The organism is Streptococcus sp. SV2, from assembly GCF_030440175.1.
Lineage (GTDB): Bacteria > Bacillota > Bacilli > Lactobacillales > Streptococcaceae > Streptococcus > Streptococcus raffinosi.
On the sequence record NZ_JAQFJQ010000022.1, the window covers coordinates 1 to 18,866 of the forward strand.

Annotated in this window: 12 protein-coding genes; 8 read left to right on the forward strand and 4 right to left on the reverse strand. The window is 38.1% G+C overall.

Translation table 11 applies throughout. The features are described from left to right. The first annotated feature begins 267 nt into the window (after positions 1-267). Together PCY14_RS09145 and PCY14_RS09150 are read left to right on the forward strand one after the other, a co-directional pair. A complete protein-coding gene (locus tag PCY14_RS09145) occupies positions 268-1,026 on the forward strand; it encodes a CPBP family intramembrane glutamic endopeptidase (RefSeq protein ID WP_060934205.1) in 759 nt (252 codons plus the stop codon). 189 nt (positions 1,027-1,215) lie between these two features. Beyond that, positions 1,216-2,229 (forward strand): hypothetical protein, encoded by a 1,014-nt coding sequence (locus PCY14_RS09150; RefSeq protein WP_021151640.1) that lies wholly within the window; start codon positions 1,216-1,218, stop codon positions 2,227-2,229. A 109-nt stretch (positions 2,230-2,338) separates the two neighbouring features. On the opposite strand, the gene PCY14_RS09155 is transcribed toward PCY14_RS09150, so the two are convergent. The 3 genes from PCY14_RS09155 to PCY14_RS09165 form a co-directional block, all read right to left on the reverse strand. Beyond that, entirely contained in the window at positions 2,339-5,200 is a 2,862-nt protein-coding gene (locus tag PCY14_RS09155; RefSeq protein WP_301363454.1) for an N-acetylmuramoyl-L-alanine amidase family protein, read from the reverse strand. Positions 5,201-5,498: 298 nt separating this feature from the next. After that, the gene (locus PCY14_RS09160; protein ID WP_301363455.1) at positions 5,499-8,591 is read right to left on the reverse strand and encodes a hypothetical protein; all 3,093 of its coding nucleotides are present in this window, start codon (positions 8,589-8,591) and stop codon (positions 5,499-5,501) included. 279 nt (positions 8,592-8,870) lie between these two features. After that, entirely contained in the window at positions 8,871-10,829 is a 1,959-nt protein-coding gene (locus PCY14_RS09165; RefSeq protein ID WP_301363456.1) for a KxYKxGKxW signal peptide domain-containing protein, read from the reverse strand. Between the two features lie 330 nt (positions 10,830-11,159). Here PCY14_RS09165 and pdxS point away from each other — a divergent pair, with 330 nt between their 5' ends. The 6 genes from pdxS (at position 11,160) to PCY14_RS09195 (ending at position 17,622) form a co-directional block, all read left to right on the forward strand. Next, positions 11,160-12,032, forward strand: a complete 873-nt coding sequence (pdxS, locus tag PCY14_RS09170; protein WP_002883851.1) for a pyridoxal 5'-phosphate synthase lyase subunit PdxS — start codon at positions 11,160-11,162, stop codon at positions 12,030-12,032. Next, positions 12,033-12,626: a pyridoxal 5'-phosphate synthase glutaminase subunit PdxT gene (gene pdxT, locus PCY14_RS09175; protein WP_293919733.1), complete on the forward strand. Its 594-nt coding sequence runs from the start codon at positions 12,033-12,035 to the stop codon at positions 12,624-12,626. Positions 12,627-13,105: 479 nt separating this feature from the next. After that, positions 13,106-13,642 (forward strand): hypothetical protein, encoded by a 537-nt coding sequence (locus PCY14_RS09180; protein WP_021146114.1) that lies wholly within the window; start codon positions 13,106-13,108, stop codon positions 13,640-13,642. A gap of 84 nt (positions 13,643-13,726) precedes the next feature. Beyond that, complete coding sequence (locus PCY14_RS09185; protein WP_231087392.1) at positions 13,727-14,260, forward strand: hypothetical protein; 534 nt, start codon at positions 13,727-13,729, stop codon at positions 14,258-14,260. A 239-nt stretch (positions 14,261-14,499) separates the two neighbouring features. Further along, the gene (locus tag PCY14_RS09190; RefSeq protein WP_021146112.1) at positions 14,500-14,973 is read left to right on the forward strand and encodes a hypothetical protein; all 474 of its coding nucleotides are present in this window, start codon (positions 14,500-14,502) and stop codon (positions 14,971-14,973) included. Between the two features lie 615 nt (positions 14,974-15,588). Further along, complete coding sequence (locus PCY14_RS09195; protein ID WP_301363457.1) at positions 15,589-17,622, forward strand: KxYKxGKxW signal peptide domain-containing protein; 2,034 nt, start codon at positions 15,589-15,591, stop codon at positions 17,620-17,622. A 280-nt stretch (positions 17,623-17,902) separates the two neighbouring features. On the opposite strand, the gene PCY14_RS09200 is transcribed toward PCY14_RS09195, so the two are convergent. Next, positions 17,903-18,799: an Abi family protein gene (locus PCY14_RS09200; protein ID WP_060934007.1), complete on the reverse strand. Its 897-nt coding sequence runs from the start codon at positions 18,797-18,799 to the stop codon at positions 17,903-17,905. Between the last annotated feature and the right edge of the window lie 67 nt (positions 18,800-18,866).

Consider the following 18,866-nt stretch of genomic DNA (forward strand, 5'->3'; position numbering starts at 1 on the left):
TCTAAAAAATATAGAGATTACTGGAAAACTATTGCCGATAAGAAAAACCAGACTGCTTAACCCAAAGCAACCTGGTTCCTCACATTTTATTTATTTCAATTGTCTACTTGACACGGTACGTATCAAGATGCCTTCCTTGCTTTTTCTTTTTCCGAATCAAATACTAATTTTTCTGCAAATGTTAGTGTTAATTTAAGGATTATGACTTATAATAAGCTTAAAGAAAAAACGAGCTTTTGTTGTAGATACGAGGAGGAAGGGAAGACAATGTCATTACTAAAGAAAATCCATCCCGAGCAACCACTTAAGGAACTGAGATGGTTCGACATCGGTATGGTAACGCTCATCATGTTTGGACAGTTTATCGTGCGTTCGACCCAGTTGTATATGGCTAGTCTGTCGCCAACCATTTCCACAACAATGACTGAAACAGCGACAAATACGGTTAGCAAAGGAGCAGCCTACTCAAGTAATTTCAGCTTACAACTGATTCTTTTGTCCTTGGCCCTCGTCTATCTTTGGATCCGTCATTTTGACTTCAAGCAACTGCCTATCCGTCTAAAGTGGTCTGTCCTATTTTGGGTACCTTTTATTTTCGCTATCATGGGTCTCTTGGCCGATATGGTCAGCACGCTGTCAGGCCAGTATAACTACTTTAGTCCTCAAGTTTTAGCCTTTATTAGTCCTATGGCTGTGCTTAATAAGTTTCTGGCCTTGTCACCTATGGCTATTACCTACGGATTGCTTAACGGTTTCTACGAGGAATTTTTCTTCCTAGGACTCTTGACCTCAGTAAAGGACAAGTATAAGTGGTGGGTCTTGCTCTTTTCAACCCTTGTCCGTGTGTCCTTCCACACCTATCAGGGTATGCTATGGGCTCTGGTTATCGGTGTGGTATTTGGTCTACTCTATTATTTTCTTTATAAATATAAGGTCAAAAACCTGCTTCCATTCTTCCTAGTCCATGCCTTGGCTGATATGTTTGGCTCAAGCCTCATTTATCTCTTGGTTAATTGGAATTATTAGCAAAACAACTCCCTTCGTTGCGTGTACGAGGGGAGTTTTAAGGTTGATTTCTAGTAGAGATATTAAAATGCTATTGTCGTTAAAGTTGTACAATGAGAATTTGCTTAAAAAATAGTTTTTAATTTTGTTAAAAATATGAGATAATAGTGGCGGACTATACTTAAACAGCAATTTTAGAGGGAGACAATGATGTCAAAACGATTAATTTCAAATCGTCCGAGCGATCTTAAGCCTCTTAAGCAACTTTTCTGGGAAAATGCAGAGAAAGCTCGGATGGGCGACTATTGGAAAGATAAGAAGAGTTACAGAGAGCTTTCCGAAGCGACGGGAATTCCTTCAGGAAGCTTACGGATGCTTTTTATGAACAAGCCTAAGGGAAATATTCCAAAGATTGTAACCATTACTAATGGTCTGGCTAAGGTGACCAAGAAAAATATCACACTTGGTATGCTTTTATCTCAAGACAACCAGCATGAAGTTTTTGAGTTTCCAAGAAAGCCTGACCAGGTCACGCAAAACCTGTGGAATAATATTCGTAAGAAATTACATATCACAGAGACTATGGATGCTGAAGAAGTCAGAGAACGCATGACGCACTTTGTGGTGTCATCTGGCATGGCACAAACCAACTATAACTTAATCAAGCAAAGAGGGACTGTTTCACTAGATACTCTGGAAAAATTTTCCAAAACTCTAAGAGTTGAGCCTTATGAATTGTTAGCAACGATTAGACGTAAGGAAAATGTGGATAAGATTGCACTGCCAATTCATAGGGAAAATGACAGCGAATCACACATTGATATCGGAAAGCTAAACACCTTTATCAAACTCCAGCCCTACTCACCTAGTGGCCCTGAGGCAGCTTCAGTGGACTTGAGCCCACAAAATCTTTATCGCTATTACTCTAAGGGAAGCGCTGGTGACATGTCCATAAAAACGGCTTATAAGTTTAAGAGACTTGTGGATATTTACGAAGCGGAAAATGGTAGCCTTGACTCTTCAAGCAGAGTCCTAGATGCCAAGAAACTTGAAAAACTCCTTTATAGCGGCATGACGACTGGTTATGCGATTTCAAAAACGGGTTTGATGAATGCGACCAATGGTAATCTCTATATCAAGGGCAAACGTCCCATCGAATCCATGAAGTTAGACCGTGCCTTCGGTTTATATAAACACTTAAAAAGATTGAAAAAGAACCAATAATTCTTTACCTACCAAAAAGCCCAAATCAATATTTTGATTTGGGCTTTTTGGTTGTTTTTTTAGTTTGAATAACTCATGAGATTAATATGAGTCAATTTTATGACCTGTTTTACACTTGCTTCGCACGTCCATTTTCATCAAAGTGATAAGTCACACCATTGATGGTACGTGTTTGGTTGGTGACGAGCTCACCAGAGTTTTCATCGTAATAACGAGTTCCCTTGTAGTCTGTTACGAAATCGCCCTTCACTTGCTTACCTTCATAATCAAAGTAGAGATGTTGACCATTGATGACTTGATCGAAGAGGAGAGCCTTACCATCCTTACCGAAGTAGTACCAGTGTCCATCTGCATAGATGAATTGGTTAGTTACCGCAGCTCCAGTTTCAGTGTCAAAGTAGTAAGTTGGGTTGTTTTCTGCTCTATTTGGGAATGAAATGTAAAATTTAGGTCTTATAATTTCTCCTCTAGCCTGGTCGTGCGTTTCGTATTTGTTCATTGGATTGTTAGAGAAGAAATAAAGCTTACCATCAATTTCTTTAAGGCCCTTTGCTTTTTTTCCGTCTTCCTCTATATAGTACCAACGACCATAAGATTTAACAAAACCAGTTTTTTTCACAGCTTCGCCAGTTTCGTCATCATAGTAAGGTGGCTCTTGGTATACGTTAAAGGAACCACGAAGAACTCTACCATATCGACCAACATAGTAATCCTTACCATCAATAGTTATATTCCCAGTTCGTCCATTACTGCTAATGTAGTATAAATCGTCACCAATCTTAATAAACTGATCACGAGGGAGTTCTTTTCGTGCTCCACTATCTTTATCGTAGTAGTAACCATCTAGAACAGTATCTTTAGCTTGTACACCATTATAGTCAAAGTAAACGTGTACCCCATCGATGGTTTGTGAGCCTTTAAGGATATTACCTTCTGCATCTGCATAGTACCATTTACCATCATGGCTAAAGTATTGACCTTTTACAAGAGCTCCAGAATTTTTATCATAGTACTTAACTGGGCTAGTATAGGAGTTTGCTTTAACCGCATGCCCATTACTATCGGTAAATTCTCCTTTAATTTGATTACCATAATATGGATCAAAGTGAACCTGTACCCCGTCAATGGTTTGATCGCCTTTAAGGATTTTTCCTTCTCCATTAAGGTAGTACCAGTTGTCGTTGATGTAAACGTAGCGATTGGTACCAAGGTCTATTTTAGCACCAGAATCTTTGTCGTAGAAGTAGCCATCATCGCCAAAGACACCTTTGGCTTGTTTACCATCATAAGGGTCAAAGTATACAGGAACATTGTTAATGGTTTGAGAACCTTTAAGCCGTTTACCGTCATTGCCTACGTAGTACCAGTCCTTGTCGACTTGGACATAACTATTGGTTACGAGACCACCAGTGATTCCATCATAATATTTATCGTTAGTAGCGAAATTTCCTTTGACTTGGGCTCCAGTTTTCTCATCAAAGAAGTATTCAGTGTTGTCAATGACTGTTGCTCCTTTGATGGCCTTGCTATCGGATCCGATAAAGTAGGTTTTGTCTTTAACTGTTACGAAACGATTAGTAACTAGATTTCCAGAGTCTTTATCGTGAAATTGATTGTAATAGTCAAAATCTCCCTTAACTTGGATACCGTTGTAGTTAAAGTAGACATGAGCACCATCAATAGTTTGTTCACCTTTCAAGATCTTTCCATCGTTACCGACGTAGTACCAATTTCCTTTGACCTGAACATAACGATTTGTACCAAGGTTGACACGAATACCGTCTTGATCGTAAAAGTAACCATCATCACCAAAATTGTCGAAAATCTGGCTTCCCTCGTATTTATCGAAGTAGACTTGTTTACCGTCAATTGTTTGAGGACCGGTTAACCGAATTCCTTGGTCGTTAACATAATAACGTTCATTTCGATGTTTGTAAGGATTGTAAGCGATAACATATTGATTGGTGGCAAGAGCGCCAGAATCCTTATCGTAGTATCGAGATTTATTATCTCCCTCATCTCTGACAAAATAACCTTTAACTTGAACACCGCCTTGATTGAAGTAAACCTTAACGCCATCGATGGTTTGTGGTCCCTTTAAAATAGCACCATCATTTCCAGCATAGTACCATTCCCCGTTTAATTCGAAATAGCGGTTAGTACCAAAATCTACTTGTTTACCATATTTGTCATAATAACGGCCATTAGGAGCAAACCTATCCTCAACTTGTTCACCATACTGATCAAAATAATGCCACGCTCCATCAATTTCTTTGGAACCAATTGCCTTGTTACCATTTTCATCAACGTAATAGGTTCTACCATAATTTTCAACGAATTTATTAGTAACAAGAGCACCAGAGTCTCTGTCATAATAGTGACCGTCCCAGTCAAAGTCCCCTTTAACCTGAACGCCGCCTTGATTGAAGTAGACCTTAACGCCATCGATGGTTTGTGGTCCAGTTAGATCTTTACCGCTAGCATCTTTGTAATGCCAGTATCCATGCTTATCGCTGTAGTATTGACCACCAGTGACGTTTGTTTCATTAGGTACTGAAGCTGTCTCATTGGCAGCTCGGTCTGTAGTTACAGCATCACGTGTTTGTCCTGTGGCTGATTCCGCAGGTGCTTGACTTTCGCTTGCAGTTGTTGAAGCTGTTTCACTGGCAGTTTCAGAACTTGCTGTAGAAGTTGAGGCTTGTTCTGAGACATTTGTGGTGTTTTCTGTGCTAGCCACATTTTCAGTAGTAGCAGGAGCTTCGACAACCTTTGTTTCTACGAGGTCTGCTGTGGTTTCCACATTGGCAGTGGTAGCAGCAGTCACATCAAGGTTTGATGAGTTATCAGCTTTAGCTTCCTCAGCGAAGGCAGGTCTTGCGATAAAGGCAAAACTTGCAAGAGCAGTTGCACATGAGAATGCAATCAAACGTTTTTTGGACTTAGGTCCAGTAAAATTAGAATGTACTTTCATACTTTTTCCTCCATTTCCTAAGTCCTATTATAGCGCTATTTTAGAGACTTTCAAGAAAAAATAAGAAATTTAGACAAAAATAAGAAAACGATTACATTGTGATGCGAGTGAGAGAGGGGATGATTTTAGTTGCTACAGACTTTTCTAAAAACAAAAAAATCCAGGACCTATGCCCTGGATTTAGGAGATTATGAAAAAGAAAAGTTTTAGGATGGTTATAGTATATAAAGCAAAGCCTAAAGTTTTCTTAAAGTGGAAGATGGAATTACTTTTTCATAATGCTTACTGCTCACTTACACTAATTGAGGAGTTTTCCATTTCCCTCAGCATCAAAATGGTAGGTCTTACCTTCGATAGTGAGGGTAGTGTTCTCAGTACGTGCACCACTGTTAGGATCATAATAATGAAGTTTATCATTTACAGTGACTAGTTCCCCTTTAGCTTGTTTGCCATCTCTATGGAAATAGACATGAGCCCCATCAATAGTTTGTTCACCGGTTAGTGAATACCAATTAGGTCCAAAGTAATACCAGTTACCATTAACCTCTTTATATTGATTTTTTATAGCAGTAGCTGTTTCCTTATCAAAGTAATAGATATGGCTACCATTAGGAATAAGTGATGGGAAATAGTCTTTAGTCAAGCCATTCGCACTAACCCTACCATCAGCATATTTATTTGTCGGAGCATCAAACATATAAAGTTCTCCGTTGATAATGTGAAGCCCTAATGGGACGTGACCAGAAGCGGTAATGTAATATCTATTACCGTTTTTGGCCTTAACGAATTGAGGCCCTTTGACTTCTTTGTTATTCAAATCGTAGAATGAAGAGTAGCCGTAAGGATATAGAAATTCTTCTCTAGCAAGGTGGGGATCTGCACCGCCCGTAAAGGTATACTCTTTACCATTGATAGTTCGAACTCCCCCTTCTCTAAGTCTTTTGCCTTTAGCATCAACATAATAAGTCTTTCCATTCAAATCGACAAATTGTTCCTTAAGGCGGGCACCACTATCTTTATCGTAAAATGAATCGTTTTCAGCAAAGTTTCCTTTAACCTGCTTACCAGTACTATCGAAGTAGACCTCGACACCATCAATGACTTGTTCACCAGTAAGGCGTTTGCCGTCATTACCAATATAATACCAATTATTGTTTATGTTTTGATAATGATTTTGTCCTAAGTCTACTCGGTCTCCTGAATTTTTACTGTAATAGTAGCCATCCGAAGCGAAGTCGCCCTTAATCTGTTTACCGTCTTGGTCAAAGAAAACATTATGACCATCAACGACATGGGCACCTTTAAGAGGAGTACCTTTAGCACCGATTCTATACCAATTGTTATTGAAGTTAACATAACGATTGGTTACTTGTACTCCTGAATTTTCATCATAGTACGCTCCATTTTCAGCAAAGTTCCCTTTAACTTGCTTGCCATCTTTATCAAAGTAAAAATTGTTGCCATTAATGACTTGTTCACCTTTTACAATTTTACCTTCGTTATTAAGATAGTACCAGTTACCGTTCACTTGAACAAACTGATTGTTGCCAAGATTAACGCGTGCTCCAGAATCTTTATCATAATAGAAACCGTCATCTGCGAAAATCCCTTTAGCTTGAACCCCATCTTTGTCAAAGAATACGGTTACGCCATTAATGACTTGCTCTCCTTTAAGAGCTTTAGAGTCTGAACCGATATAGAACCATTTATCTTTATTTTCAAGGGTATTATATGAGTTACTCTGGTCATTGATTTGAACATAACGATTAGTAACAGGTTCCCCTGTAATTGCATCATAAAAAAGTCCATTAGGTGCGAAATTTCCCTTAACTTGGATACCGTATTCACCGAAGTTGAGATGCTTACCATTAATAATTTGTTCTCCCTTAATTGTATTGCCTTCGTTATCGAGGTAATAAATAAGGGTTCCTGATGGTTGCTCTAAGGAGACAAAGCTATTTTTGACGAGTGCTCCAGTGTCTTTATCATAATAATAACCATCGTAGCCAAAGTCTCCTTTTGCTTGGTGTCCTCTATAGTTAAAGTAGACACGAACGCCGTCAATAACTTGTGGACCTGTTACCACTTTTCCGTCTGCCCCAAGATAATACCAATGGGTCTCTAGAGTTGGAGCCATAGAGCCGTTCGATTCGTAGCGTGTTAATTGAATATAACGGTTTGTCACGAGCTCGCCAGTATCCTTGTCATAGAATTGGCCGTCAGAATTAAAATCCCCTTTAATTTGATATCCGTAATAAGGGGTAAAGTAAACTTTCACACCATCAATGACTTGTTCACCTTTAAGTATCTTTCCATCTTCATCAACATAGAACCAATGGTTATCGATGAACACGTAGTGTTTTTTCCCTAGATCAACTAAATTACCATCTTGATCATAGAAACGCCCATTGTCAGCAACGCTATTACGCACCTGTGCTCCATCATACTTATCGAAATAGACAGATTTTCCATTGATGATTTGTTCACCTTTTAATTTGTCGCCATTTTTATCAACATAGAAAGGATAGATAGTGTTGTTATAGTTGTATTTAGTGCTAAAAACATAGCTATCTGTTACAAGGTTACCATCTTTATCGTAGAAGTGTTCATTGCTAGCAAATCCGTCTCGAACTTGAAGGCCGTTGTAATCATTGAAATAAACTTGTTTTCCTTGAATGGTTTGTGCGCCTTTTAATGGTTCACCATTTTTATCGACATAGTAAACACCACCAAGATGATTAATATAACAATCCGTTACAAGAGCACCAGAATCTGCATCATAGTATTGTTTATTTTTTGAAAAGTTTCCCTTGACTTGTATGCCATTTTCATCGAAATAAACGTTGATCCCATCGATTTTTTGTGCACCAGTTAGGTTCTTACCACTAGCATCCTTATAATACCAGTTACCAAGGCTATCACTATAATATTGACCACCGGTAACATTGGTTTCACTATTGGTATCTGCGGTTGCTGATGCAGCCTCACTGGCAGCCCGGTCTGTAGTTACAGCTTCGCGTGTTTGGCCTGAGACCGATTCTGCAGGTGCTTGACTTTCGCTTGTAGTTGTTGAAGCTGTTTCACTGGCAGTTTCAGAACTTGCTGTAGAAGTTGAGGCTTGTTCTGAGACATTTGTGGTGTTTTCTGTGCTAGCCACATTTTCAGTAGTAACAGGTGCTTCGACAACCTTTGTTTCGACGAGGTCTGCGGTAGTTTCTACATTGGCAGTGGTAGCAGCAGTCGTATCAAGGTTAGATGCATTGTCAGCCTTAGCTTCCTCAGCGAAGGCAGGTTTTGCGATAAAGGCAAAACTTGCAAGAGCAGTTGCACATGAGAATGCAATCAGACGTTTTGTGGACTTAGGTCCAGTAAAATTAGAATGTACTTTCATACTTTTTCCTCCATTTCCTAAGTCCTATTATAGCGCTATTTTAGAGACTTTCAAGGAAATATAAGAAATTTTGATAAAAATAAGAAAACGATTACATTGTGATGCGAGTGAGAGAGGGAATGATTTTAGTTGCTACAGACTTTTCTAAAAACAAAAAAATCCAGGACCTATGCCCTGGATTTAGGAGATTATGAAAAAGAAAAGTTTTAGGATGGTTTTAGTATATAAAGCAAAGCCTAAAGTTTTCTTAAAGTGGTAGAAATATTATGTCTTTCCTTTTTAATTCACTTTCTCAGTAGCCACACCGTTTTCATCGATGATATAAGTTTTGCCGTCTTTTTCGAGAGTGGTATTCGTCCACATAGCCCCACTGTCTTTGTCAAAGTAGTAAGTTTTACCATCAATGTCTACTAGGCTACCTTTGACTTGCTTACCATTTTTATCAAAGTAGAGTTGAACACCATCAATGGTTTGACGGCCTGTTAGGAGTTTGCACTCTTTGTCGTAGTAGTACCAGTTCCAGAAATCATCGCGAACAAATTGGTTTTTAGCCGTAAATTCAGTCACTACTCCCTCATTATCAATTGTGTAGGTCTTATCATCGACTTTCAAAGTGTCGTTAGTAAGGATAATAGTGGTGTACATACCAGCATATCTTTCTGTTCGATATGATTTTGTTAGACGATAGCGCTTGCCATCGATTTCTTTCCACGTAGGCTTGTTAATACTTTCCACCTTTGGTTGGAAGTAGTGAAGGTAACCATCGGAGCCTCGTTGGATGCCCTCTAGGAGGACGCCGTTTTTATCAGTTCCATAGATTCCAGAGAAACTAGGCCCGCCCCAAAATGTTTTTTTTGAAAAAAGGGCTCCAAAATAGTTTTTTTCTATTTTACTATCTGTGACTAGATAAAGTTTGCTGTCATAACCTATGATACCATCAAGAACTTGACCCTTTAAAGCAAAGATATATTCTTTTCCATCGATAATTTGTTTACCAGTTAAGACTTCGCCGTTAGCATTGGTACGGTAGGTAGAAGTGTTTGCATGGAACATTGAAGGAGTTTCAACAATGCCATATTTGTTCTTGACCAATTGTCCTTGGTAATCAAAAAGATAAATCTTCCCATCAATTGTGACAGTATCATTTTTAGCCATAAGTCCGTCAGGTTTGAAATAATAACGTTTACTGTCAATGGTATGCCATCCAATAAATTCAGCACCATCTTCGCCTAAGTAATTAGTATAAGTTGTATATTGAGGTTCTGTCCTATAGCCATTGAAAATTGAAGTGTGATGCCACTGATTCGTTAATAGAGAACCATCATTCTCATCGAATCGATAGTATTTTCCACCAATCTCTCGTTCTTGTCCTTTGACTTGTTTCCCATCTTTATCAAAATAAAGGATGACACCATCAACATTTTGCCAACCAGTCAATTTTTCACCGTTGGCAGTGTAGTAATACCAATCTTTTTGGTTGTCAGATTGGAAATGACCACCGGTCACGACCTGAGTAGGTAGTTGTGTTTTTTCGGTTAGGATACCATCAGCATCTGCTAGATAAGTTTTACCATCTACTTCAATACTTGTATCAGTTACCTTACGCCCATTATCTTTATCGTAGTAGTAGTCCTTGCCATCAATAGTGACTTTTTCACCTTTTGCCTGGATGCCATTGTCATGGAAGTAGAGGTTGAAGCTGTCGATGGTTTGTGGGCCAGTTAGTTTGTGGCCCTCGTTGTCTAGGTAATACCAGTTACCCTGATCATCGGATGTGAACTTGCCACCTTGTGAGGGTGTTTCCTGTGAAGTAGTTACGTTGTCGCTTGTTTCAGATGAGACTTCAGCACCCCTATCAGCAATAGTTGTTTCACTAGATTGAGCGGTTTCAACCTTTTTATCGGCCTCGTTACTAGGCTGTGTAGCAGTTGCTTCTGTAGGCTGACTAGTCGCATTAGTAGATGCAGTGTCAGTTGAGACTGTCCCACTAGGAACATTATTAACAGTAGTGCTTGCTGGAGCTACTTCGGTTCTTGTTATAAGGCTAGCACTAGTCTCAAGATTGCTGTCAGAGACGACATTTTCAGGACTGTTAACAGCAGTCGTTTCTGGTTTGACTTCATCAGCTCCGACCTGTCCTAGTCCAATTAGTGAAGCTCCGATAGCCAAACTTGAAGCAGCGATTGTGATCCAATGTTTCTTAACTTTATGAAGTTTGAAACGAACTTTGTTTTCCATAATTTTCCCCCTTGTATGGTGGCTTGGTAAATTCATGCTGCGACATTAAAAACATCATGAATACCAAAAATTAATTTACGATTATATTTTAATCCTATTTTCTAATAATTTCAATAGAAAGCGGATACAAAAACGCCATGATTTTATAAAAAGATTCTTATATTAGTGATAGTTATAGCCTATAAAAGAGTTTTCCTAATTTATTTATTTTTTCGTCTATAGATATGCTTGAAATGGTAATTGTCCCCATACAGTTTGGGAAATAGAGTCTTTTTTTCAAAAATCATCCTGTGTAAAATAAAGGGCATAAAAACATGAGAGGTGATTGCAATGACAAATCGTTACGACTTAAATAAAAATTTGGCACAGATGCTTAAGGGGGGCGTCATCATGGACGTTCAAAATCCTGAGCAGGCACGTATTGCTGAAGCGGCGGGAGCAGCTGCGGTCATGGCCTTGGAACGCATTCCGGCTGATATCCGTGCAGTAGGTGGTGTGTCACGTATGAGTGATCCTAAGATGATTAAGGAAATTCAGGACGCCGTTAGTATTCCGGTGATGGCTAAGGTGCGTATTGGTCATTTCGTTGAAGCACAGATTTTGCAGGCGATTGAGATTGATTATATCGACGAGAGTGAGGTTTTGACACCGGCTGATGATCTTATTCATGTGGACAAAACCAAATTTGATGTGCCTTTCGTCTGTGGGGCCAAGGATCTTGGTGAGGCTCTTCGTCGTATCTCTGAAGGGGCATCAATGATTCGTACCAAGGGTGAACCTGGTACTGGTGATATTGTTCAGGCTGTTCACCACTTGCGACTCATGAATCAAGAAATTCGCCGTATTCAAAATCTTAGAGAAGATGAACTCTATATTACTGCTAAAGACTTGCAGGTGCCAATTGATTTGGTTCGTTATGTCCATGAACATGGCAAGTTGCCTGTTGTCAATTTTGCGGCAGGTGGTGTAGCGACACCAGCGGATGCTGCCCTAATGATGCAGTTGGGGGCTGAAGGTGTCTTTGTTGGTTCAGGGATTTTCAAGTCAGGAGATCCGAAAAAACGTGCGGAAGCCATCGTCAAGGCAGTGACTAACTATAATCGTCCCGATATTTTGGCGCAAGTGTCAGAAGATTTGGGTGAAGCCATGGTTGGTATCAACAAGGATGAAATTGACATCTTAATGGCAGAGCGAGGAAAATAGATGACAAAAATTGGAATACTGGCTTTGCAAGGTGCTTTTGCAGAACATGAGCAGGTCTTGAAAGCACTTGGGGTTGAAACGGTTCAAATCAGAAATCGACAGGATTGGGAAGCTCACGCTGATTTGGACGGGCTCATTCTACCAGGGGGAGAGTCGACAGTCATGGGGAAACTCTTGCATGATTTAGACTTGTTTGAGCCGATTAAGACGAAAATTGATGCTGGACTACCTGTATTTGGAACCTGTGCAGGTCTGATTTTGTTGGCCAAAACCATAGTGGGGGACCAAACAAAACATTTGGCAAGTATGGACATCAATGTAGCCAGAAATGCCTATGGTCGCCAATTGGGCAGTTTTGTCACAAATGCTGACTTTAAGGGAATTGGTGAGATTCCCATGGTCTTTATTCGTGGACCAATCATTGAAACCGTTGGACCAGAAGTTGAAGTTTTATCTCAGGTCAAGGGAGCCATCGTGGCAGCCAAGGAAAAAAATATGCTTGTCACCTCATTTCATCCAGAATTAACAGGTGACACAAGGGTCCATGCCTATTTTCTAGAGATGGTGGCTCAGGTCAAACAAGACAAACTATAATGCTAAACTCTTCATATGATTACTCTTCCACACAAAAAATCCAGGACCTATGCCCTGGATTTAGGAGATTATGAAAAAGAAAAGTTTTAGGATGGTTATAGTATATAAACGAAACCCTAAAGTTTCCTTAAAGTAGAAAATAATTTATCAAAAATAGGTAAAAAGGAAGTTGACAGTTGGTCGACTTCCTTTTCTTATCCCCAAATCCTAATAATTTTGTTGCTCTCATAATCAAAAGAAAGCGCTCTATCCATGTTATAATGGAAATTATAGTTTTTATTCAGAATATTTTGTAAATACTTTTCAGTTTTCCTTGATGTTGATGGGGTATTGAGTGAAAATGTTGTATCTGTAATGTATAAAGTTGTCAGATTTACAAGAAAGTGAGGACTGAGCCTGTGAAGAAGAATTCGAAACGAAATATAGTAGTGGTGTTGTTTATCACACTAGTTATCGCTATTTTAGGAGGAAGCATTTATATGGGACACAAACAAGAACAACAAAAACAAATAGCTAAAGAGCACGCTTTGTATAAACATGGTTTTAGACTTTTAGAAGAGCAACTGGCTACCTATATCAAAGAACACTATGAGGGTGTGAGTAAGATTGAGTTTTCACCTATTTATGAAGATGGTGGAGACGGCTATAGTATGCATACGCTGAATGTTGTTTTTGCTATTTCTGATGAACATGGCAATAGAGCAGTTGTAGATGAAGACGGGAACATACCTTTTGGTACAGCAAATGGATTAACGATGGATTTTGACGGTATTGATGGTAGTCAAGTCATTGAATTAGATAAATACGATAGTGATGAGGTCGTGGACGTATCAAATGATGATAAACTACCCCAGAAAGCTAAGTTAGAAAGTTATGATATGTTAGATACAACCATACAATATTTAGTTAAGAATGGGAAATTGGTTGATGTCAAATCATCAGATAAAGGTAGCTTAGGTGTTAAAGTAGTTTATAACACAGAAATTAAACGAGGTAGTTATAGTAAATGGCGTTAACAGATAAAAACTATCCAGAGTTAAAAGAAAGGGAGGATTGAGCCTGTGAAGATGAATTCGAAACGAAATCGAAATATAGTAGTGATGTTGTTTATTGCACTATTTATCATTCCAATAGTTTTTTCTCTTTTTTTAGGAGATAGGTATGCAGAACACCGTTTGTACAAACATGGTTTCAGACTTTTGGAAGAGCAGATAGCTGTTTATATCAAGGAGAATTATTCAGGTGTCAGCAAGGTAGAATTTACCGATATATACAATTATGGCGATTCTGGACTTTATGTTTATCCCATTATCACGGATAATCATGGAAATCGGACTTTGTTAAATGACAGTATAAATGGTGCTTATGGAACGTTAAGAGGTCTCTATGCACTTGAATTTCACCCTAGCAGTAAAAGTGAGATTATTTATTTAGATAACTCAGCTAATGGTACAGAAATTGATGTTTCTGACTGTCAGACCTTACCAGACAAGGCGAAATGGAAAAAAGATAGCCTGACTGATAGGAATTTTGAAAGATTATTGAAAGCTGGAAGTATAAAGGGAGTAGAAAAAAGCGACAAGGGTAGCCCAGACATGAAAATTGTTTATAACTTGAAGATAAAGGAGAAATAGATTTTGAAAAAATTTAGACTAGCTCTTGCAACGCTATTATCTTTAGTCATCCTCACTGGATGTGGACTAATGATAAATTATAGGGGAAAACTTGAGAGTAAAATAGGCCCTGCAGCGGAGAAAGTGTACCCTACTAAGAATTTATATGAGTTGTTTGATACCTTTCCCAAAGGGTTTACCATTCGTGTGAGTGATTCGTATGACCAAGATAAGATTTACATATATCGTAAAATAGTGTTATGTTATATGGAAAACCTAAGAATAAGCGTATAGAGGGATATGTTTCATTAAGTAAAGAAGGTACTGAGGTTGAACGTGTCAATCTTGTTTATTCTCCAGATGGGAAGTTAAGTACGGAGAGCTCAAATTACTCAGATGAGTTACTGCCTTATAAGGAATTTTTATTTCAAAAGCTAACATTGAATAGAAAAGTCTTTTCTAAACTAAAAGTGATTTCAAAATCTTATAATTGGGAGACAGGAGATGGTGAAATAGAATATGGTATCAAGGATAAGGATATTAATGAATTCTTACACTTAAATAAGGACGAAGAGGTTACCATGGCTGTTAAAGCAGATAATGATTTATTATCAGATAATGATGTATTATCAGATGGTGATTATTTCTTACCAATTTGGTTTTATCAAAATCAACTGGAATATCGGCATACAGAAGGGATTATAGGTAGTCTGGAGGAAAAAAATAATGACTAATACAACTTATAATTTGAAGATGAAGGAGAAATAGATTTTGGCGACAGGATGGGCACTCGTTTCCTGATTAGTAGTGGTATCTATCACTGTAGTAAATATTTAGTAAAAAACTCTAGGTATATTTCTAAGTTACTTAGAGTTTTTTGCTACTTTTGATTGTGAGAGAGAAAAAATATTTTCAAATAGGTTTCTAAAAGCGTCAAAAGTCGTGTTAGACAAGCTTTTAAGCGTTTACGCAAGTTGTTTGGCTTGTTTTTTTTTATTTTCTAAAATTATCAATATAGTGTAAGCAAATAATAAGGTTTACGTAAAATATTCGCCATATAGGGCTTACTTTGGTTACAAAGGATGCTCATTCGCTCTAATGTATGAGGATTGAAAACAGATGAAAGCGAGGCTTTCTTTGTCATTTAACAAAAAATAAGAGATTTTAAAAAAAGAGCTTTCTAAGATAAAAAGGTATGGTTTACATAGCCTTACCTTGCTTTTCCGTGAGAAATATGACTAGAAGGTTAGTCTTATGAGATTAGGGTTATGCTACTGTAATTGTATTCGCTATTGATATGGCTTATCATATTAGGTGTTAAATGGAAAAAGCATAGAAAGGTGTATGTTATGGAAAAGAAAGTTGGATTTAAACTACACAAGGTTAAGAAAAATTGGGTGACTATCGGAGTTAGTACTCTGTCAATGGTTGCTTTAGCGGGTGGTGTCTTTTTGACAGATCAATCTGCAAAGGCAGATGAGGTGCCAGTTCCTAATAAGGGCGGTTATGAACAATCAGATGCTGGTATTGAATCAAGTGCATCACTGGTTAATCAAAGCTATACACCAACCTTAACAGAAGATGCTACTTACGTGTCAGCGGTGCCATCAAACTCTGGAAGTCAAATGACTGCAAGATACGAGGCGTCATCATCTTATTCAACAGAAGGCTCATCAGCGTCTGTTATTGGTGCTGGAGTAACTAGTGGTGGAGAGGTTGTAAGTACTGGTCAAGGAAGTGTGTCATCAGGTACTTCACAGGCTTCACAAGGTGCACAAGTTACTGAAACACAGACCTCTAATACAACAACACCTGGTTCAGGTTATCAATCAGGTAGCAGTTCTGCGTCAGTGAGTGTTAGTTCGTCAAGTTCTTCAAGCTCATCAAGTTCTGCATGGTATTCTTACTCGTCTTCATCATCATGGTCTTCATCATCTGATGCTAGTGGATTTGCAGCATTTACGACGAATTGGCCTGATTTGAATGCCATTAATTTAAATGGTCGTCGTAACACAACAATCACGATTACAGCTTCTGGAACGACTCCAAATGTAACCATTATTTCAAATTCAAATAAATTGATTCCTAATGTGTCAGTGACAAATTCAAATGGTTCAACACCGAATGTCACTATCATTACACAAGGAAACAAACAAAATAATTCAGGCTATCAAATCATCTCAGGTGAGACAAAACCAAGTGTAGATTCAAACACTCACAAGTCATCATTTGTCCGTGTAGGTGAAAATCAATGGTATTATTTTGACCAAAACGGCCAAAAAGTGAAAGGTGAACACGTTATCGATGGTAAGACTTATTACTTCTTAGATAATGGTCTTCAAGCTCGTGACTATCTTCTTAAAGGTGGCGACGGCTACACTTATTACTATGATAAAAATGGTGTCAAAGCCATTAATGGTTTCTACGATTTTGCAGGCTACCGCAAAGATGTCCGCTACTTTGATTGCTATGGACATATGGCAACTGGCCTCGTTGAAATGTCTGGTGTGACCTTCTACTTTGACACGCAAACAGGTATCCAAGCTAAAGACAAATTTATTCGTTTTGCTGACGGTCATATCCGCTACTTCATTCCAGATACTGGTTACATGGCGGTTAACACCTTTGTTCAAAACAAAGAAAACCAAGCTTGGTACTACCTAGATGAACATGGATATGCTGTGACAGGGAAGCGTATCATTAATGGTAAGGAATACTGTTTTGATGCAGAAGGCCGTCAAATCAAAGGTCAATTGGTGAATCAAGGCAGCACAAGTTACTACATTTCTGCTCAAACGGGTGAAATGGCTGTGTCACGCTTTATCTTTGAAAATAACAACTGGTATTACGCTGATGCTTCAGGAAATCTCGTTCAGGGAGCAAAAGTGATTGATGGCAAACAGTATTACTTCAACAAAGATCACAGTCAGCTAAAAGGTGGCTGGGCAGAAGGGCGTTATTATGACGCTGTCACTGGTGAAGCAGCCATCAACCAGTTCATCCAAATGGCAGCTAACCAATGGGCTTACCTCAACAAACAAGGCTACAAGGTAACAGGCCTTCAAACCATTAACGATAAAGTTTACTACTTTGGAAGCAATGGTGCGCAAGTTAAAGGTAAAGTGCTTACTATCAATGGTAAGAAATGTTACTTTGATGCCCACACAGGTGAGCAGGTTGCCAACCGTCTTGTCGAAGTGACACGTGGTTGCTGGTATTATTTCAACGCAGCTGGTCAAGCAGTGACAGGACAACAGGTTGTCAATGGGAAACACCTTTATTTTGACGCTTCAGGTCGTCAAGTGAAAGGTCGCCATGTTTATGTTGGTGGTAAACGTCTCTTCTGTGATGCCAGAACTGGCGAATTGCGACGTGGTCGTTAATATTAATATGATTTAAGAATCTAGAGAACTTTTTCCCTTTCCAATTTTAATTATTAATTTTTCCTATTAAACCTCTAGATTATTAAATAATTCAAAGCCAGCAGTTGCTGGCTTTTGATTTTTCTTGGCGAATGAGGTGATAGCAGTAGCTCTTTTTAGCAGTGTAACATTTTATATATCAGGAGAAATAGAAAAAAGCCAGCAAAGACAGCTGACTTTTTCAATAACCCGATATAAAATGCGAGCCAAGGTTTCACCTTGTTTCCTCATATCAATAGTATTATGTTTTATCCAAAAAGTCAACTGATTTTTTGAAAATTGATTCAAAGAATTTTTTTAAAGACGTTGAATGATTTATCATCTCACTATTCTCATCATATCTGTTTAATACTTCAATTCCCTCTTTATACCGTCTCTGATTAAGTTCGTCGGAGCAAATTTTTGAGTGTATATAAAACAAATTAACTAAATCAATAATTTTGGGATACTTAACTAATCCGTTATTGATACCCATTGTATTTGAAAATGATTTGGTAGATGGATAAGGTCTTGGAATCATATCCTCTTTTAAAAATAGATTGATTAAAAATACATCATTATGAGCACAAGAGTTACGGATGTTCTTAATGAATCTGTGTTCCTTAGCATAAAGTTTCTCGTATTTAGGGGTTCTAGATTCAATATAGAACTCTAAAAATTGGACTAACGTTCCAAAATCAATAATTTCCATAAGGACCCAAGATGAAATTTGTGTTCTTTTACGAAACATGTCTAATCGATATTTACTGCTTCTAAAATGTGACAGTACCTCATTGAACTTTTTAGGGAATTTATCTTGAAACTCTTTAACAATTGTATAGCCATCCTCGTTATCATCATCAGTTAGGATTCTCATAAGGTTAGTTCTTGTTGCATGTTCAATGTCTAAACAAAGCATGAGTAGATATTCTCTCAAACGTACATCTAATTTAGCAGTGGCAACGAGATGATCAAATGTTAACTTATCATATCCCCCTTGAGGAAGTTTAGGGAAATTTTTTCTATAACTAGAAATTTTATAATAGTAACTTCTAGTTTTGAGATAGTTTTCAATTTGATCTTCAGTATAGCTACCAGGAGATATATTTTTATCCTCAAGTTTTTGAATAAGATCTTTAAAAGATAATTTGGGTTTCATTATTTCTCCTATTTTTCTCAATACTTACACCCCTATATATTTGAGGTAGGTACGTTCTTAGCAGGTT